At 56.4% G+C, this 17,162-nt stretch carries 18 protein-coding genes, 2 tRNA genes and 1 pseudogene; 14 read left to right on the forward strand and 7 right to left on the reverse strand.

Going from position 1 to position 17,162, the window contains the following annotated elements; all coding sequences use genetic code 11:
* Positions 1–103 precede the first annotated feature (103 nt).
* The 3 genes from ACFQPC_RS07060 (at position 104) to ACFQPC_RS07070 (ending at position 2,414) form a co-directional block, all read left to right on the forward strand.
* Positions 104–883: an oxepin-CoA hydrolase, alternative type gene (locus ACFQPC_RS07060; protein WP_382271093.1), complete on the forward strand. Its 780-nt coding sequence runs from the start codon at positions 104–106 to the stop codon at positions 881–883.
* Entirely contained in the window at positions 880–1,584 is a 705-nt protein-coding gene (locus ACFQPC_RS07065; RefSeq protein ID WP_382271095.1) for a histidine phosphatase family protein, read from the forward strand. Before ACFQPC_RS07060 ends, ACFQPC_RS07065 begins: the two co-directional genes overlap by 4 nt.
* Positions 1,585–1,721: 137 nt before the next feature.
* Entirely contained in the window at positions 1,722–2,414 is a 693-nt protein-coding gene (locus tag ACFQPC_RS07070) for a glutathione binding-like protein (protein WP_382271096.1), read from the forward strand.
* 70 nt (positions 2,415–2,484) lie between these two features.
* On the opposite strand, the gene ACFQPC_RS07075 is transcribed toward ACFQPC_RS07070, so the two are convergent.
* The 4 genes and pseudogenes from ACFQPC_RS07075 to ACFQPC_RS07090 form a co-directional block, all read right to left on the reverse strand.
* The gene (locus tag ACFQPC_RS07075; RefSeq protein WP_382271881.1) at positions 2,485–2,940 is read right to left on the reverse strand and encodes a MaoC family dehydratase; all 456 of its coding nucleotides are present in this window, start codon (positions 2,938–2,940) and stop codon (positions 2,485–2,487) included.
* Positions 2,941–2,994: 54 nt separating this feature from the next.
* Positions 2,995–3,381: pseudogene (locus tag ACFQPC_RS07080) on the reverse strand (DUF1178 family protein); the annotation flags it as partial.
* Between the two features lie 5 nt (positions 3,382–3,386).
* Positions 3,387–3,473, reverse strand: a tRNA-Leu gene (locus tag ACFQPC_RS07085).
* A 60-nt stretch (positions 3,474–3,533) separates the two neighbouring features.
* Positions 3,534–3,607 (reverse strand) — tRNA-Cys (locus ACFQPC_RS07090).
* Between the two features lie 348 nt (positions 3,608–3,955).
* Between ACFQPC_RS07090 and ACFQPC_RS07095 the strand changes: the two genes are divergently transcribed.
* The 11 genes from ACFQPC_RS07095 (at position 3,956) to ACFQPC_RS07145 (ending at position 13,725) form a co-directional block, all read left to right on the forward strand.
* Entirely contained in the window at positions 3,956–4,678 is a 723-nt protein-coding gene (locus tag ACFQPC_RS07095) for a response regulator (RefSeq protein WP_382271098.1), read from the forward strand.
* Positions 4,663–5,814, forward strand: a complete 1,152-nt coding sequence (locus tag ACFQPC_RS07100; protein WP_382271100.1) for an ATP-binding protein — start codon at positions 4,663–4,665, stop codon at positions 5,812–5,814. Before ACFQPC_RS07095 ends, ACFQPC_RS07100 begins: the two co-directional genes overlap by 16 nt.
* Before the next feature lie 173 nt (positions 5,815–5,987).
* Positions 5,988–7,346 carry an efflux transporter outer membrane subunit gene (locus tag ACFQPC_RS07105; RefSeq protein WP_382271101.1) on the forward strand — a complete coding sequence of 453 codons (1,359 nt, stop codon included), beginning with the start codon at positions 5,988–5,990 and terminating at the stop codon, positions 7,344–7,346.
* Positions 7,343–8,467 carry an ABC transporter permease gene (locus ACFQPC_RS07110; RefSeq protein WP_382271103.1) on the forward strand — a complete coding sequence of 375 codons (1,125 nt, stop codon included), beginning with the start codon at positions 7,343–7,345 and terminating at the stop codon, positions 8,465–8,467. Before ACFQPC_RS07105 ends, ACFQPC_RS07110 begins: the two co-directional genes overlap by 4 nt.
* Before the next feature lie 4 nt (positions 8,468–8,471).
* Complete coding sequence (locus tag ACFQPC_RS07115) at positions 8,472–9,233, forward strand: ABC transporter ATP-binding protein (RefSeq protein ID WP_382271105.1); 762 nt, start codon at positions 8,472–8,474, stop codon at positions 9,231–9,233.
* Positions 9,230–10,141, forward strand: coding sequence for an HlyD family secretion protein (locus tag ACFQPC_RS07120; protein WP_382271107.1), 912 nt, complete (start codon positions 9,230–9,232; stop codon positions 10,139–10,141). Before ACFQPC_RS07115 ends, ACFQPC_RS07120 begins: the two co-directional genes overlap by 4 nt.
* The gene (locus ACFQPC_RS07125) at positions 10,134–10,862 is read left to right on the forward strand and encodes an MtnX-like HAD-IB family phosphatase (protein WP_382271108.1); all 729 of its coding nucleotides are present in this window, start codon (positions 10,134–10,136) and stop codon (positions 10,860–10,862) included. Before ACFQPC_RS07120 ends, ACFQPC_RS07125 begins: the two co-directional genes overlap by 8 nt.
* Entirely contained in the window at positions 10,859–11,716 is an 858-nt protein-coding gene (locus ACFQPC_RS07130; protein WP_382271110.1) for an alpha/beta hydrolase, read from the forward strand. The genes ACFQPC_RS07125 and ACFQPC_RS07130 overlap by 4 nt, the downstream gene beginning before the upstream one ends.
* Positions 11,713–12,087, forward strand: coding sequence for a DMT family transporter (locus ACFQPC_RS07135; RefSeq protein WP_382271111.1), 375 nt, complete (start codon positions 11,713–11,715; stop codon positions 12,085–12,087). The genes ACFQPC_RS07130 and ACFQPC_RS07135 overlap by 4 nt, the downstream gene beginning before the upstream one ends.
* Complete coding sequence (locus ACFQPC_RS07140; RefSeq protein WP_382271113.1) at positions 12,084–12,497, forward strand: DMT family transporter; 414 nt, start codon at positions 12,084–12,086, stop codon at positions 12,495–12,497. Before ACFQPC_RS07135 ends, ACFQPC_RS07140 begins: the two co-directional genes overlap by 4 nt.
* Entirely contained in the window at positions 12,484–13,725 is a 1,242-nt protein-coding gene (locus ACFQPC_RS07145; RefSeq protein WP_382271114.1) for a DegT/DnrJ/EryC1/StrS family aminotransferase, read from the forward strand. The genes ACFQPC_RS07140 and ACFQPC_RS07145 overlap by 14 nt, the downstream gene beginning before the upstream one ends.
* Here ACFQPC_RS07145 and ACFQPC_RS07150 read toward each other — a convergent pair.
* The 3 genes from ACFQPC_RS07150 to ACFQPC_RS07160 are packed head-to-tail and all read right to left on the reverse strand — an operon-like array spanning position 13,722 to position 17,053.
* A complete protein-coding gene (locus ACFQPC_RS07150; protein WP_382271116.1) occupies positions 13,722–14,615 on the reverse strand; it encodes an arginase family protein in 894 nt (297 codons plus the stop codon). The two genes, ACFQPC_RS07145 and ACFQPC_RS07150, sit on opposite strands and share 4 nt — an antisense overlap.
* Entirely contained in the window at positions 14,608–15,684 is a 1,077-nt protein-coding gene (locus tag ACFQPC_RS07155; protein WP_382271882.1) for a GNAT family N-acetyltransferase, read from the reverse strand. Before ACFQPC_RS07155 ends, ACFQPC_RS07150 begins: the two co-directional genes overlap by 8 nt.
* Before the next feature lies 1 nt (position 15,685).
* The gene (locus tag ACFQPC_RS07160; RefSeq protein WP_382271117.1) at positions 15,686–17,053 is read right to left on the reverse strand and encodes an aspartate aminotransferase family protein; all 1,368 of its coding nucleotides are present in this window, start codon (positions 17,051–17,053) and stop codon (positions 15,686–15,688) included.
* Positions 17,054–17,162: the final 109 nt, after the last annotated feature.

Below are 17,162 nucleotides of genomic sequence, written 5' to 3' on the forward strand. Positions count from 1 at the left end.
ATAGACAGCAGGAACAGATACGAGTGGCCGGTGCCGGATTTACGCCTCCCGGCGGCGCTTCCTGTATATTCTTATGCAATTCCATCCACTTCTCACGACCGCCATGTCTGCAGAAATCCAAGCATCCCGCCACGAAGCGACACTGATCCTTACCATTTCCAATCCGGGTGCAAAGAATGCATTGCACCCGGATATGTTTGCCGCTGCCGTAGAAGTCCTGTCCACTGCAGAACGCGACGATTCGATACGCGCAGTCATCCTCACCGGTGCCGACAATTTTTTTTGCGCCGGTGGCAACCTCAATAAGTTGCTCGAACATCGCGCCATCGATAAAACCGGGCAAGGTGATGCGGTCGATAGCCTGCGCAGCTGGATAGAAGCAATACGCGATTGTCCGAAGCCTGTGATCGCAGCAGTTGAAGGTGCTGCGGCCGGTGCCGGCTTTTCGCTGGCACTTGCGTGCGACCTGATCGTCGCCGGCAGCAACAGTAAATTTGCCATGTCTTATTCCAAGGTCGGCTTGACACCGGATGGCGGCGCGTCCTGGTTCCTGACTCAGGCTTTGCCGCGTCAACTGGCAACCGAGATCCTGCTGGAAGGCAAAGCGGTCGCGGCAACACGCTTGCATGAGCTGGGACTGATTAATCGTCTCGTACCTGATGGCAGTACGCTCGACGCAGCACAACAGTGGGCCGATGAACTCGCCGAACTGTCGGGCCATGCGGTTGAACGCATCAAATCGCTGGTACGCGAAGGCGGCAGCAATTCACTCGCCCAACACTTCGAATCAGAAAAATTCCATTTCGTTGAAAGCCTCAACCATCGCGATGCGCTGGAAGGTATCAATGCATTCCTTGAAAAAAGAAAACCGCATTACAAATGACAAGTACGAAGAGACGGCGTATCTATCTGATGCGCCATGGCAATGTCACTTACTTTGATGCGGATGGCACCGCCTATCCGCCAGACGAAGTACCACTGAATGAAAAAGGTCGTGCGCAAACCACGGCAGCCGGCAAAGTATTTGCCGAACTGGGCATCCGGTTTGACCGTGTCATCACTTCCAATCTGCCGCGCACCATAGAGTCCGCGACCCGCGTGCTGGCAGCAACCGGACAGCACATCGAAATCGAACCGTGGCCCGAATTCCAGGAAGTACGTGGCGGTGTGCTCGAAGTTATCCATGACGATGACCTCGAAGCGGCTTTCACGCACGCCTTCGCCAGCATGGCTGCCGAACACAAGAAATTCCTTGACGGTGAAAGCGTAGGCGAATTACTGGATCGTATCCATCCGGCCATAGACAAGCTGCGTGCCGATCCGGGCTGGGATACTGTCTTACTGGTGCTGCACGGTGGTGTGAACCGTGCCTTCCTGTCGTATGCCATCACCAGCCAGCGCATCTTCCTCGGCAATATCGAACAGGCCCCGGGTTGTATCAATGTGCTGGACGTCGGCGCGCGCAACAATGACTGGGTCATACAAAGCATCAATTACTCGCCGCTGCTGCCGCTGCAAACCGAATCACGCCTGAGTACGATGGAAGAAATGCTGCATCAATACCGCAAGTCGCGCGTACGTTAAGGCATACCCATTCAGTCGTTGCGGTTTTTCATGCGTCGCGCAGCAAGGAATGCTGAATTTCTGCATAATCTGGTTCGACATATGCATCGTTGCGCACAGCCCTGCACTTACCCTTAGTTTCATCCCTGGAGAAGAAATTGATAGACCTTTATTCCACCGCCACGCCTAACGGCCACAAAGTCCACATCATGCTGGAAGAATGCGGTCTCGCTTACCGCAGCCACCACATCGATATCGGTAACGGTGACCAGTTCACCCCTGAATTCCTGAAAATTTCACCGAACAACAAAATCCCCGCCATCATCGATAGTGACGGTCCGGACGGCAAGGAAATGTCGCTGTTTGAATCCGGCGCCATCCTGGTTTACCTCGCCAGCAAAGTCGGCAAATTCCTCGGTGATACCGACCGCGAAAAATTCACCACGCTGCAATGGCTGATGTTCCAGATGGGTGGCGTTGGCCCAATGCTGGGGCAAGCCCATCACTTCCGCATCTATGCACCGGAAAAAATTGAATACGCAGTCAATCGCTACACCAATGAAGCAAAGCGCTTATATGGCGTGATTGATCGCCGCCTGGCAGAAAGCAAGTACCTGGCAGGCGATAGCTATACCATCGCTGACATCGCGACTTTCCCGTGGCTGCGTTCGTGGGAAAAGCAAGGCATCGTCTTGACTGACTATCCGCATTTGAAACGATGGTTCGATGCAATCAACGATCGTCCTGCAGTCAAGAAAGGCACCACCATGTTTGTCGACGTGCGCAAACCTATCGCCGATGACAAGTCCAAGGAAATCCTGTTCGGCGCGACGCAATACGCGAAACGCTAAATAAAAAAGGCGATGATCACTGCCTGTTTCCAGCAATGATCATCGCCTTCATCCGGGCTGATGAATTTGCTTAGCCGTAATGCCGCAGTATCAGCTCCGCCACACACACCGGCTTAGTGCCGTCCTCCGCTTCTACCGTTACTTCCCACACCATCTGTACGCCGCCCTCGATCTCTTCCAGCGCTTGCAATAGCATACGCCCGCGAATTTTTTGACCTACCAATACCGGTGCCGGAAACCTGACCCGGTTCAAACCATAGTTCACTGCCAGCTTGCATGGCGGGAAAGCCATGGCGGTCGACAGCAACATCGGCAACAAGGATAAGGTCAGGAAGCCATGCGCGACCGGCATGCCATACGGCGACTCCCGCCGGCAGCGCTCCGCATCAACATGTATCCATTGATGGTCGCCACTGGCCAGCGCAAATTGATTGATGCGCTCCTGCGTCATCTGCAGCCAGTCGGATACTGCCACCTCTTGCCCGGCCAGTACCTTCAGTTCGGCCAGCGATGCAATTTGACGCATATCATTTCCGATCGATAATTGGAGTGTCTGTTTAAGGGGAGCAGGCAACGGCAAAGCCACCACGTCTATGCCCTCTTCCGCCAGCTCAGTACATTCTTCTACTGTCGCCACGCCGCGTATGGCCTGTGCGGGTACTTCCTTGTAATGGATGCGCCGCGCTTCTTCGGCAAACTGGTCACCTACGTCGACAGTACTGGCAACGACCTTGAGCGCATACGCCAGCAACTGTTCCTGCACACGCGCAGCACTATTGTCGCTCACGCGCGCGGTCGCACCGGATAAATTTAAACGAGGGGAAGATGGCAGGCGTTTGATCTGGTGATTGCCGCACAACGGGCATGCGATCAATTCCTGCGCGGATTGTGTGAGGAAATCAGCTTCGGAAGAAAACCATCCTTCGAAGCGATGTTCTTGCTCACAACAGAGGTCATAGACTTTCATGAGTATGGTGCCCGGGACCGGAATCGAACCGGTACACCGTTACCGGCGAGAGATTTTAAGTCTCTTGTGTCTACCTATTTCACCACCCGGGCATGTCACGATTCTAAAACAAGATCAAAAAACAAAAGCGCCCGCGGCGCTTTGGAAAAAACTGGAGGCGGGGGTCGGGATCGAACCGGCGTAAACGGCTTTGCAGGCCGCTGCATAACCACTTTGCTACCCCGCCATGGGGCCGTATTGTACCTTGCAAGCAGTATTTCCGCATGCCCGGGACAAAACGAATACAAAATATGAAACTATCAGCGAATAAAAAAGGAAGCTGGACTGCGAGCTTCCTTTTGGAAATCCGGCGTCGGAAAGTTTTTCCGACAGCGCGTATTATGCCCTAGTATGGCGCAGCTTTGCAAGACGTACCGCTACGCAACACCCGGAATCGGCCACAACAGCGCCCTGGCAGGCTCGGCATGACCGTTACCACCATCGCCAGCAGCCAAATACATGCCTGCTGGTCAGGTACAAACTCTTTGCATAGAATGCTGCTTTCTTATCGCGACCGAATCGGAATTGTTTATTCATGAATAGAACACATGCGACGCCGTCCCCGCTCGTACTGGTGGTAGAAGACGAACCCGAGCTGTCCGACATTCTGGTCGCTTACCTGCAACGCGACAACCTGCGCACCATATTGGCGGCGAACGGGCCGGATGCATTGCGCCAGTTCCGCGAACATCAGCCGGCCATCGTGCTGCTCGATATACGCCTGCCAGGCAAGGATGGCGTGGATGTACTGAAAGAGATTCGCCAGGAGAGTGACACACCTGTCATCATGACAACGGCGCTGGCGGATGACCTCGACAAGATGCTCAGCCTGCGTCTCGGCGCCGACGATTACGTGGTCAAACCTTACAATCCGGCCGAAGTCATAGAGCGGGTGCGTGCAGTATTGCGTCGTACCTTGCGGACCCAGCAAACCAGGCAAGAAGCACCGCTGCGCATAGGCCAGATTGAGATCGATGCCCAAGGCTATACCGCACGCGCCTACGATGCGCAGGAAAATCCGATCGCGTTGCCGCTGACACTGACCGAATTCCGTATCCTCGCTTGCCTGGCCAAACGCCCGCGCCGCTGCTTTTCGCGCGCCGAACTGATCGAAGCCTGCCTGCCGGAAAGCGATGCGCTGGACCGGGTGATTGACTCCCATCTCAGCAAACTGCGACGCAAACTCCAGGATGCAGGTTGCGACGATCTGATTGAAACCGTACGTGGGATTGGATATCGCTTATGGCGCGATTCCTAGACCGCATCTGGATCCGTTTCGGTCTCGGCATTGCCGCCACGGTGCTTGTCACCATGGGCGTCATGGCGCTGACCAGTTTCGTTTACGGAAAGATAGAATTCGAACGTTTCCACGCCAGCCTGCCCGAAACAGTCCGCGTTGAATTTGACTTGTTGAATGCCCGCGACCTCGACGACAGCCCGCGCGCGATCGAAATCTATAAGCAATACTGGCAAGGCAATGACTGGGACACCGATATTTATGCCGTCATTATCGATTTGCTGGTGTGCCTGCCCTTCGGCCTGGTGGCCGGTTTATGGACTTCCCGCATGGTGACGCAACCGGTGCAATCGATCGCAGAAGCCGCGCATCGGGTGGCGCTCGGTGACTTCAGCGTACGTGCCCATGCACGTGTTAGCGGTGGTGAAATGGGTAGCCTGGTCAATGACTTCAATCATATGACGGATGCACTGGAGACGCTCGAACGTGAGCGTAAATCCACGATGGCAGCCATTTCCCACGAATTGCGTACACCACTGGCCGTGCTGCAAGCCAGGCTGCATGCCATATGCGACGGGGTCATCCCGGCTGAACCGAAAGAATTTTCACGCCTGCTGGAACAGGTGCGTCACCTGACGCGCCTGGTCGAGGACTTGCATACACTGTCGGTGGCCGATGCCGGTCGCCTGTCCCTGCACCGCAAAGAACTGGATCTGGTGGTACTGACAAAAGATGTGCTGGACAAGTATGCGAGCCGACTGATAGCACATGGCATGCAGGCCGAGCTGACACTGCACGGCGACATTCCGCACATCCATGCCGACCAGGACCGCATGCACCAGATGCTCAACAACCTGATCGAAAATGCCTTGCAATACGCGCAAAGCGGCGGCTGGCTCGGGATTGAACTGCAGCAAGAAAACGATTATGTGGTCCTGTCCGTCAGTGATGCCGGCGAAGGCTTGCCGGAAGACAGCCATGGGGAAGTCTTCAAGCGCTTCCAGCGCCTCGATCCGTCCCGCAACCGCGCTACCGGTGGCAGTGGCCTTGGACTATCGATAGTCCGGACCCTGGTGGAATTGCAAGGTGGCCACATTGCAATTGATAAAGCCGAGCGTGGTGGCGCTCGTTTTATCATTAAATTGCCAATTCTGTAAGCCGGTAAGCATCCCTCCATCATTTCTCCACAATTCCTGCATGGCAGCGCAATCTTGCGCCGCCAGAATCGGGTTTTTGGCAACAAACGGGCCATGTCGCCCCTTGCCACCCTTTTCAAGCGGATATCCATTTGTTGCGCTTTCCTCTCTCCAGATTTGCGGTCCCATGCGTCGTGCTGCTGGTATCAGGCTGCGCACAAGTCGATATGCCGGCGCTGCCCAAGCTATTGCCATCACACTGGACACACCAGTCAAGCACCCCGGTCCCGCCTAAAGACATCCCGGCAGTAGACCTGACGAACTGGTGGAAACGCTTTGGCGACAGTGAGCTCGACGCCCTGGTCGAGCACGCGCTGAATTCGAATATGAGTTTGCAGCAAGCCAAGCTCAGGCTGCAAGCGGCACGCGCCCTGGCAGGCAACGTCAGCAAAAGTTATCTGCCGCAATTGGGCTTTAGCGCATATGGCACCGAAGATGCCGCCGCTATCGACGCCTACTACCAGCTCAGTTTGAATGCGACGTGGAAGCTCGGTTTATTTGGCGACCTGGAAGGCATGAAACGACAAGCCGTTGCTAGTGTGGAGCGCGCTGCTGCTACCGAGCAGGAAGCCAGGGTAAGCCTGGTAGCGGAAATCGTACGCAACTACCTGGAGCTGCGTGCCGCGCAACAGCAAATTGCCAATGCGGACGAATTGCTTGCCATCGACCAGCGTACGCTGGAATTGACAGACGTCCGTATCAAAACACGTTTGGCCGGGCCGGAACAACGCCTGCAATTGCAGGCACGACTGGCGCGCGCGCAAGCTGCTTCTATCGTACCCAAACAAGCCGAAGCCCGCGCCTTGCACGCCCTCGCCGCATTGACGGGCCAAACCCAGCCTGATGCGGCATGGCTCGAGCCGCGTGCCATGCCGTCCTTGCAAGCCGGCAGCATCACGCAGTTGCCGAGCGACCTGTTGCGCAGTCGTCCTGATATGCGCATCGCCGAAGCTGAAGTGTTGCAAGCTGTCGGCGAACTCGGTATCGCCAAATCAGCCTTGTACCCGCGCCTCGCGATCGGTGCCACCTATCTGTACTCCTACAATCTGACGCAGAATCGCCGGGGCTCGCAAAATGGGGTGCCGGCCATCGGCCCGATGATTGATTTGCCACTGTTTGACTGGGGCCAACGCAAAGCCATCGCAGCCGCGCGTCAACACGAGGTTGACGCAACCCTGGCTGCGTATCGCCAGGTCTTGCTCGACAGCGTCGCGCAAGTTGAAACCGGCATGGCGTTGCTGACACTAGCGCAGCAACGCGTACAACATTTGCGCAACGCGCTGGCGGCAACTGAAGCCAGTGCGGAAAAAGACCGTTCGCTCACACGCCTGGGCCTATCCAGCGAATGGAACGGTCTCGAATACAAACATGAAGTGGCACAAGCCAGGCAATCCCTCACCGCCGCCGAGGCTGACTACGGGATTGCATTTGCCACCCTGTTCCGCGCCCTGGGTGGTGCACCGCTGCCAGCCGAGGGTGAGCCGCAATCATGATCCCATTGGCACGCAAGACCATGTTGCATGAATGGCGACGCTTCATCCCGGCGGTGATGGCAGTCGGCTTTTCAGGCGTCTTGCTGGCGGTACAGGCAGCGTTGGTATTGGGTATTTTTGGCAGTGCTGCGGTGTATGTGACCGCGTCTTCAGCGGATCTGTGGGCCGGTTACCCCGGGACACAAAGTGTCAACTTCGGCCGCAGCATCGGTGCCGACGTGGAAATGCGCTTGCGCATGGATCCCGAAGTGACGGCGGTGGAACCCTATATCTGGGTGGATGGCGATTGGCGCGGCAGCACCGGCAGCAGTGGTATCTCGGTCTATGTCTCGGGCATCGATACGCAAGGTTCCATGATGTTTTCACACATCCTCTCACCCGGATTACGCAAGCTGTTGCGAGAACCTGGCGCGGTGATCGTCGACAAGAGTGAACGCGAACAGTTAAACGTCGGCAAAGATGGCAAGGCATGGATCAACGGACAGCCGGTGCATATCATCGCGACCCTGGCCGGCTTGCGCGGCCTCGGCGGCGTCAATGTCATCAGCTCGCTGGATACGGCAAAGATGTTGCAAAGCGATGGCGGCCAGGGTGCGACCTACTACGTCGCCAAACTCAAACACGCGGCGGATGCCGAGACTGTCGCCACACGTTTGCAGCCGGATATCCGCTTCGGGCCATTTTCCGTATGGACGGCTGAAGCCTTCGCCAAACGTTCACAACTGTATTGGCTGTTCGATACCGGTGCCGGTGTCGCCGTCCTGTTCATGGCAGTGATTGTCTTGCTGGTAGGTGCGGTCATCACCAGCCAATCCCTGCTGGGCGTCATCGCTTCTTCTGCACGCGAGTATGCAATGCTGAATGCGCTTGGCGTCAGCCACCGCTCACTCAGCCGCATCGTCATCGCGCAATCCGGCTGGATCGGTGGTGCCGGTTTAATCGTGGCAACGCTGGCATCGGCACTATTGCTAATGGCTGCCGCCGGTTATGGCGTACCGATCCACATGAACCTGCCGGTCGCTTCGATTTGCGTGGCGCTCGTCATCACGCTGGCACTGGTTTCCGGTTTGTTTGCACTGCGCGGACTCATGCGCGCCGACCCTACGCTGCTGCTGAGATAAACCCATGGTGCCTGAATTCCTTAACTCTCAACCCAGCCTCGCGGCGCAGCGTGTCAGCAAATCATTCCTGTCCGGCATGGTGCGCCTGAATGTATTGCAACGATTGTCGATCTCGATTTACCCCGGTGAGCTGACATTGATAGCCGGACCTTCAGGTTGTGGCAAAAGCACCCTGCTGTCGCTGCTGAGCGGCCTGCAAAACCCGGACGAAGGCCGCGTCACGGCACTGGGAGAAGAGCTCGGCAATATCAGCCGCCACGAACTGGAGCGCTTCCGCCTGAAACATACCGGCTTTGTATTTCAGGGCTTCAACCTGTTTCCGGCGCTGACTGCTTGTGAACAAGTGCAACTGCCGCTGGGTTACCTGGGTATGAGCGATGCAGCAGCTTACAAAAGCGCGATGACAGCATTGGAAGAAGTCGGTATGTCACATCGCGCCGACGAACGTCCGGCCAAGTTGTCCGGCGGTGAACGGCAACGGGTTGCGATTGCACGCGCGATTGCAAAGCAACCGCAACTCCTGTTCGCGGATGAACCGACCAGTGCGCTGGATGCAGACAATGGCCAGAACGTGATCGACATCCTGCACAAGATCGCGCACAGCCACCAGGCCACCGTACTGTGTGTCAGCCATGACCCACGCCTGATAAGACATGCGGACCGCGTGCTGGAAATGGAAGACGGCCTGATACGCAAGGACTGGCGTCATGACCGCAATTCCGACTACATACGGCCTGCGTCACTTTACCAAGAAGGACAAAAATGATGAATGCCCCGCGGCATATTTACGCGTTGTTGGCCCTCGGCACCTGCCTTGGCCTGAGCGCCTGTACCGATGACAATCCACCGGCAAAACCAGCCGCTGCGCTTAAGGGCGAACACGCTTATGTCGCGATTGCCCGCGGCAAGATTGAAGCGCAAGGCGGCTTGGTCACCATCCAGCCGGCGCAAGACGGACATATCGTGCGCCTGCCGGTCAGCGAAGGACAACAAGTTGCAGCAGGAGCCGTGCTGGCCGAACTCGACAGTCGCAATGCGCAAATCGAATTAAACGAAGCAGAAGCACGCTTGCAGCAAGCGCAGGCACAAGCACAAGCCGCGAGTCTGCCGCTGGCGGCTGCACGTGACCTCGCACAACGCCTGCGTCAGGCCGCAGAAGCAGGTGCCAGTGATGTACAACGCGCCGACGAAGCGCAACAACGGGCCCAGCAACTGCAGGCTGCGGCAAGCGTTGCCGGCAGCGAACTGGCGATTGCCCGTGAGCGACTGGAGGCGGCCAAACAACATCTGGCGGTACGCACGCTGCGCGCGCCGCAAGCCGGCACCGTCATCCAGCTGGATGCCACCATCGGCACCCAGGTACTGGCGCAAGGCGGCAAACCATTGATGACAATACTGCCGGCCAAGCCACCACAAATCCGCGCCGAGCTAAATGAAAGCTTTGTGGCCCAGGTCAAGCCCGGCATGCGCGCCGACATCAGTATCGAAGCCGATCCGCAACGCAAGCCTTTGGCGGCGCGCGTGCTGCGGGTCGGCCAGGTATTCGTCAACAGCCGTTTAGGCGACGATGGCAATCCACGCAGCAACCTGCGCGTGGTCGATTGTGTGCTGACATTCGATGAAGTACAGGATGTGCGCATAGGACAAAACGTGAGAGTGAGCTTCCATGAATGAGATCAAAACCTCCCGGACTGCCATGTCCGTGCGCCAACAAACTGCTTCCGATGCTGCGGAATGGGCGATCCAGTGCGACTTCGATGGCACCATCAGCACCATCGATGTGACCGATTCCCTGCTCGGCCGCTTCGCCCGTCCTGGCTACGAAGAATTGGAAGAGGCATGGGTCAACGGGGAAATCGGCTCCCGCGTCTGCATGCAAAAACAAATTGCCTTGCTCGATATGAGCATTGAAGAATTGCATACGCACCTGGACAAGATCGAGATCGATTGGGCCTTCCCGTCTTTTGTACAAGTTGCCGCCGCGCAGGGCTTGCCTCTGCAAATCGTCAGTGACGGCATGGATTACGTCATCCGCTATGTGTTGCAACGCCATGGCCTGGGCCACCTGCCGGTACTCGCCAATCACCTGGTGCAAACCGGCCCGCGTAGCTGGCGCCTGGAATCGCCGCACGCGAACGCGGCATGCGGCCGTAACAGCGGCACTTGCAAGTGTGCGCTGCTGGCGACACAAAAGCTCAAACACCCGCGCGTACTCTTCATCGGTGACGGCACCTCTGATTTCTGCGTATCGGGCCAGGCTGACTTCGTCTTCGCAACCAGTCGCCTGCTCGATCATTGCCGCAAAAATGACTATCCGCATATCGCCTTCGCCGACTTTAAACAGGCGATTACGCTACTGCAGCAAGTTGTCAGCAAAGAGGAAGTGCAGGCATGACAGAACATGAATTTTTATTTGAGGGTGGCAGCACCGGCGTGTTGTTGATTCATGGCCTGACCGGAACCCCAAATGAAATGCGTTTGCTCGGCAAAGGCCTGCATCGCGCCGGCTACACGGTGTACGGCATGCAACTGGCCGGCCACTGCGGCAGCGCGGACGACCTGATTGCCACCAGTTGGGAAGATTGGTATGAGAGTGTGCGTGTTGCCGCCGATTTCCTGCGCACGCGCGTCGACCGCATGTTTGTCATGGGACTGTCCATGGGCGCATTGCTATCCCTCAAACTGGCCGCCGAACAACCGGAAAAAGTCAGCGGCGTCGCAGCACTGGCGACCATGTTCCGGCATGACGGCTGGAGTATGCCGCTGTACACCCGGCTGTGTTTCCTGCTGCGTATTTTTAAAACCTTGCGCATCGGTCGCAATGGCTTTTTCACCGAACAGCCACCTTACGGCATCAAGGATGCCAGCTTGCGCCGCCATATCGTTGAACAAATGCAGGCTGGTGACAGCGCGGTTGCCGGACTGCCGGGCAATCCATGGTGGTCGGTTGCCGAACTGTATGCGTTAGCGGCAAACGTACGCCGTCGTTTACCCGCCATCACTGCGCCTTGCCTGCTGGTCCATGCCACGGAAGATGACATTGCGAGCCTGAAAAACAATGCCTTGCTGGTACAAAACAGCGTCAGCGGGCCGGTCCAAACCTTATGGCTGGAAGACAGCTATCACATGGTCACGATAGACCGTGAACGTCGCCTGGTCATACAACGTGCTTGCGATTTTATTGCACAAACACTGGGGGCGAATACCCTCGCACATGATGTGAAACCCGCGCATCTGGTTGCCGCATGAGCGGTACCAGTTTGCCCTGGCTGGCTATCATTCTATGGATCGCCAATGTCATCGTGGATAGCGCCGGCCAATTGGCATTCAAGGCGGCCGCCATCAATGATGCGGATGCCTCCGGCCTGGCCCGCTGGACACGCATGGCGCAGCATCCATGGTTATGGCTGGGCATCAGCTGCTATGTATTCGAATTCGTCCTGTGGCTCGCCTTCCTGTCGCTGGTCCCCTTGTCGCAAGGTGTACTGATGGGTTCCATCAATATCGTCGCGATCATGCTGGCCGGGCGCTGGATCTTCAAAGAGCGACTCACGCGCTTGCGCGTGATCGGCATCCTGCTGGTGTCGCTGGGTGTCGCGATCGTGGGCTTGCCGGCATGAAAACACGCTTTTACATATTCGGCTTCCTCGCCCTGCTCGCCTTCGATACGCTGGCGCAACTGAGCTTCAAATACGCAGCCATCCATGCCTTGCCACTACAGGCGGACCTGGCATGGTTGTTCCGGGTCTTTGGCATGCCGTGGATTTATGGCGCTTTCATAGGCTATATCGGCGCTTTCTTTAGCTGGATGACCTTGTTAAAACATGCGCCTATCGGCCCTGCCTTTGCAGCGTCACACCTGGAAATCCTGTCCGTCATGTTGCTATCCGCGTGGCTATTCAATGAAAAAATCGGCTGGCCGCAAATCCTCGCCGCGATCCTGATCGTCGCCGGTGTAATCTGCCTTGCCTGCAGTGAAAGTGAAGCCCATCCGGCAGAAAATGATAGTGAGGGCCATGCAGTTCGCTGACAATCCACAAGCCTGGCATGAAGTACCACCGACCGCAGGGCTACCGCTACGACTAAGCGATTTATTGCCCGGGCGCGCCAAGCTCGCAACTGCCATCGCAGATTTCCTGCAGATCGAATACGCACAACTGGAAAGTTCGGGGACGGCGGCTTTAGTGATTGCCCTGCATGCCCTGCATGGCATGGCACCACAACGCAATGTCGTGATTATCCCGGCTTATACCTGTCCACTGGTTGCCTTGGCCGTTGCACAATGCGGGCTGAATTTGCGCATCTGCGATTTGCAGCCTGACAGCCTGGCCATGGATCCCGTCATGCTGGCGAGTTTATGCGACAGCAACACGCTCGCCATCGTCCCCACTCATTTATGCGGCAGGATCACTGCCATCGCAACAGCCCAGGCCTGTGCCAGGGACTGTGGCGCCTGGGTCATAGAAGATGCGGCGCAGGCGCTCGGCGCAAAGGTCGGTAGTACCAGCGTTGGCAGCAATAGTGACCTCGCCATTTTCAGCCTCGCCGTCGGCAAAGGTTTGAGTATTTATGAAGGTGGCATCCTGACTGCACGCGACCCGGCAATACGTGCCGCTTGTGCCGCTGCCAGCCAGCGCCTGGCGCCAACACGCCCATGGCTCGAAGTACAACGGGCGAGTGAGCTGGCCGCCTACGCACTGCTGTATCGGCCAGCCCTGCTGCCGCTGGCTTATGGCAGGCCATTACGCCATGCGCTGCATCTGGATGATTGGCTGGCCGCTGCCGGCGATCGCTTTCCCGTCCAGACGATATTGCATCGTCCCGGTAGCTGGCGACAGGCAGTCGGCGCTCGTGCACTGAAGCGACTGCCGGCCTTTCAGGCCAGGCTGCATCAACAGGCAGTGCGCCGCCTGCCGCTTTTGCGTGCCATCAGTGGAATCAAGGTACTGGAAGATGAAGAAGGAAAAGGGGTCTGGCCGGTTTTCACCGTGCTGATGCCGGATCGCACAGCGCGTGATGCAGCACTACAAGCGTTGTGGGGCAGCGGCTGTGGTATCAGCCTGCCCTTCGTACATGCCTTGCCCGATTATTCGTATCTCACGGAAATCATGCCGGCTGCAGCGCTGGAAAAACGCGCATTGCCTAACGCCCGCCACTTTGCTTCCCGCGTGCTAACGATCAGCAATAGCCCATGGCTGGATGAGGCAAGCTTTTCCTATATCTGCGCCAGCCTCGCTGCTATCTGCAAACCAGGCTAAGGCGGCGAATTTTCCATTACCGCCTGCAAACGCGTTACCAATCGTCGGTTCAAGGCTTGCTGTTGCTGCTGCCATTCCAGCAGTGTCGCAGCCGGAATGACCAGGGTCTGCTCATCACCGGCACTTAACCAGCGCTTCCATGCGCTGGGATGACGATACTCCGAAACATCACCGGTAATATCGCTGGCAATCAGCTGTCCTTGCAGCAGGTCTATCATTTGCATCAACTGCGCTTCCTGCAATTGCCCCTGATCCCAATTGGTACGCACCACTTCCGGACTGAAGGCATCCTTGTCGATCGACAAATAGGTATCTTCCCTATTCTCCGCCAGCATGCTGCAAACGGCTTCTGTCAACGTAGCCGCACTATCGAAGTTGCGAAAGGCCTGCTGCATCCCGAGCAGGCGCGACCAGCCGGTATCCACGCCTATGCTCCAATAACTCAGTTTCCCTGCCAACAGGGGCGTCAGGTAATTTTCCCATGCATGGCCACGACCGATATCAGCCGAAGTAATGCCAAGCACATGTACATGGCTGACGTTCGGCAACATCGCGACACGCCGTACCCAGGAGCCACAATGCACACCGAACAGATAACGCATATTGTCGGGATGATTGTCGACCACCAGCAAACGCAAGGGCCGTTGACGTTTTTCCGTCAGGCGTTTGACCAGGGGCAGGCTGAGATGATGGAAGTCACCGCTGCCCATCAATACGGTACCGTATTCTGGCGGCAGCAAGGTGTCGAGGTGACGCTCAAATGCACTCAACACACTACGCCCGCAACCAAAGCGCAAACGCGCTTGCCAATCCTGCAAAGCCAGGTGTATCGCGCCATCCGGGATACCGCTGGAGCCGTCAAGGTCCAGCACAATTGGCGGTTTAGACATGATGCTGTTCACTCCACTGGCGGTCACTCTCAAAATGGGCGGCAAAGCGACGCGCCAGCGCACGCAAAAACCGATTGCGAATATAGACTGCGTGCCGGGTGTAAGTGAAAGATGCCCCCAACTCCGCTTTTACCTGCGGATCAGTCCAGCCCGCCACATAATGCGTCAAGCCGCGCTCCAACGCATATTCAAGATTGACGAACCAACTGACAAAATAAAGATTGTTTTCACGCGCCTGCGGGTAACGGAGGCCGATGTATTTATCGATCAGGCGTCCCTCATGTTCGAAACAAAGGTTGTAACCGATTAACTCACCCGCATGCCGGTACTCAAAGCTGATCCCATTATTCTTCGGGTCACGCAGCATCGCGGCAAAAAATGCCGGCGTCAGCAAATCAAAATGCACTTCACTCTGTTTGTACACATCCAGGTACAGGGCGTAGTAAGTATCTACGATGTTGTCATCGTCAAAAACCGGACTGCCGGTATGAACACGATCAATTTGCAAGCCATCGCGCTTGCGTAATTTGCGACGCAGATTCTTGCGGCGGCTATTCGACAGACGCTGCAGGTAAGCATCTATGCTATCGAAATCAATTGCCACATAGGCCAAAGCCTGCCCCTCGACCAGCAAGAAACCTTGCTCCTGGCACACGGCGACAAACTGCTCTGCACGCGTATTGGCGTAAGCGGCTAACAAGGGCGAGCGCTGCGGAATGTCTTTAACGATGACGAGCTTATGCGCACGTCCGGCCTGGGCGCGCAAATCTTCCAAGAAGAAGCTGGCATCGCAATCCGGCAAGAGCGTGTATTCGGTAACGGTGGTACCGACGAAGGCCGTACGGATATGTAGCCAGGGTAACCAGCGACGCGCGAATGGCAGCGCATGGACACGCCGCCTCAGGGTTTCATCAGCAGTCGTCAATAAATCAAATGAAGCCACGAAAGCCGGGATGCCGCAAGCCGCAGTAAAAGGTACAAAGCCATGCGGCGGATGCGCGTCAAACAGGTTGACCAGCGCATCCGGCTCCAGCTGATTCAGGCGCGTACGGGACACGCCGTCGTGCATATCAGGCACGTTTGGCGCGGGTCAGGAGTTGATCCAGCAACACCATAGCTTCATCAATCTCGTCGCGGCTGATCATCAGCGACGGCGCGAAGGTAATGACGTTTTTGTAGTAACCGCCAACGTCCAGCACCAGGCCACGTTTCTGGCCTTTGTACTCGAGCGACCCTTCCAGTCCCATGTCGACCATCTTGTCGAGCAAGGCACGATTCGGCGTGAAGCCGTCGTCGGTACAAATTTCTGCGCGCAGGGCCAGGCCCAGGCCGTCGACATCACCGATTTCCTTATGACGCTTCTGCAAATCCTTCAAACCTTCAAGGAAGTAAGCACCGCTATCGCAAACCTGTTTACCGAAATCAACTTCATGCGTCATCTTCAACACTTCCAGTCCAATGGCGGTACCGAGTGGATTCGATGCAAAAGTCGAGTGGGTCGAACCCGGTGGGAAGATCGTCGGATTGATCAATTCTTCACGTGCCCACAAACCGCTGAGTGCGTTCAGGCCATTGGTCAGTGCTTTCGCGAATACCAGGACGTCAGGTTGCACGCCAAAGTTTTCAATCGACCACAACTTGCCGGTACGCCAGAAGCCCATCTGGATTTCATCCACGACCAGCAATACACCGTGATCGTCCAACACCTTCTTCATACCCTTAAAGTAGTTCGGTGGCGGAATCACATAGCCGCCGGTACCCTGGATAGGTTCGATGTAAAAAGCGGCGTACTCACACTGGTTGGTCTTTGGATCCCAGATCGCGTGATATTCATTTTCAAATTTACGGGCAAAATCCTTGACCAGCGACTCACCGTACTCTTCCGCAGTCATGCCCTTAGGGCGGCGGAATGGATAAGGGAACGGCAGGAAGTGCGCACGGTCACCGAAATGGCCGTAACGACGGCGATAACGATAGCTGGAAGTAATGCTGGAAGCACCCAGTGTACGGCCGTGATAACCACCTTCGAAGGCAAACATCAGGCTTTTGCCGTTACTCGCATTACGTACCACCTTCAGCGAATCTTCAATCGCTTGCGCGCCGCCGACGTTGAAGTGCACGCGACCTTCACGGCCCCACTTCTGTTCTGCATCCTGTGCAATCCATTTGGCCAATTCAATTTTGGTCGGATGCAGATACTGGCTCGCGATCTGTGGCAACACATCGAGCTGCTTCTTCATCGCGTCTTCCAGACGCTTGTTCTTATAGCCGAAATTGACGGCCGAATACCACATTTGCAAATCCAGGTAGCGCGTATCCTGCGCATCGATCATGTAGCTGCCTTCGCAGCCTGCGAAGATCTTCGGCGGATTAACGTAATGGACAGTGTCGCCGAAGGAACAATATTTTGCTTCGTCAGCCAGCAGGTTTGCGCTCATGCATACTCCAGATTGTGCGTTGAAAAGTCGCTGCAAACATTCAACGCAACGACAACTGGCTTCATTCTGGAATGACAATCTTTAGCGACTGTCGAGGAATTGTGTGGAA

It is taken from the genome of Herminiimonas glaciei (assembly GCF_042664955.1).
Taxonomy (GTDB): Bacteria; Pseudomonadota; Gammaproteobacteria; order Burkholderiales; family Burkholderiaceae_D; genus Oxalicibacterium; species Oxalicibacterium glaciei.

Excerpts from the sequence above, each read along its gene's own strand:
- ACFQPC_RS07060 (WP_382271093.1), top strand. The coding sequence starts at position 104 with ATGTCTGCAGAAATCCAAGCATCCCGCCACGAAGCGACACTGATCCTT.
- ACFQPC_RS07065 (WP_382271095.1), top strand. The coding sequence starts at position 880 with ATGACAAGTACGAAGAGACGGCGTATCTATCTGATGCGCCATGGCAAT.
- ACFQPC_RS07075 (WP_382271881.1), bottom strand. The coding sequence starts at position 2,940 with ATGCGTCAAATTGCATCGCTGGCCGAACTGAAGGTACTGGCCGGGCAA.
- ACFQPC_RS07095 (WP_382271098.1), top strand. The coding sequence starts at position 3,956 with ATGAATAGAACACATGCGACGCCGTCCCCGCTCGTACTGGTGGTAGAA.
- ACFQPC_RS07100 (WP_382271100.1), top strand. The coding sequence starts at position 4,663 with ATGGCGCGATTCCTAGACCGCATCTGGATCCGTTTCGGTCTCGGCATT.
- ACFQPC_RS07110 (WP_382271103.1), top strand. The coding sequence starts at position 7,343 with ATGATCCCATTGGCACGCAAGACCATGTTGCATGAATGGCGACGCTTC.
- ACFQPC_RS07115 (WP_382271105.1), top strand. The coding sequence starts at position 8,472 with ATGGTGCCTGAATTCCTTAACTCTCAACCCAGCCTCGCGGCGCAGCGT.
- ACFQPC_RS07120 (WP_382271107.1), top strand. The coding sequence starts at position 9,230 with ATGATGAATGCCCCGCGGCATATTTACGCGTTGTTGGCCCTCGGCACC.
- ACFQPC_RS07125 (WP_382271108.1), top strand. The coding sequence starts at position 10,134 with ATGAATGAGATCAAAACCTCCCGGACTGCCATGTCCGTGCGCCAACAA.
- ACFQPC_RS07130 (WP_382271110.1), top strand. The coding sequence starts at position 10,859 with ATGACAGAACATGAATTTTTATTTGAGGGTGGCAGCACCGGCGTGTTG.
- ACFQPC_RS07135 (WP_382271111.1), top strand. The coding sequence starts at position 11,713 with ATGAGCGGTACCAGTTTGCCCTGGCTGGCTATCATTCTATGGATCGCC.
- ACFQPC_RS07140 (WP_382271113.1), top strand. The coding sequence starts at position 12,084 with ATGAAAACACGCTTTTACATATTCGGCTTCCTCGCCCTGCTCGCCTTC.
- ACFQPC_RS07145 (WP_382271114.1), top strand. The coding sequence starts at position 12,484 with ATGCAGTTCGCTGACAATCCACAAGCCTGGCATGAAGTACCACCGACC.
- ACFQPC_RS07150 (WP_382271116.1), bottom strand. The coding sequence starts at position 14,615 with ATGTCTAAACCGCCAATTGTGCTGGACCTTGACGGCTCCAGCGGTATC.
- ACFQPC_RS07155 (WP_382271882.1), bottom strand. The coding sequence starts at position 15,684 with ATGCACGACGGCGTGTCCCGTACGCGCCTGAATCAGCTGGAGCCGGAT.
- ACFQPC_RS07160 (WP_382271117.1), bottom strand. The coding sequence starts at position 17,053 with ATGAGCGCAAACCTGCTGGCTGACGAAGCAAAATATTGTTCCTTCGGC.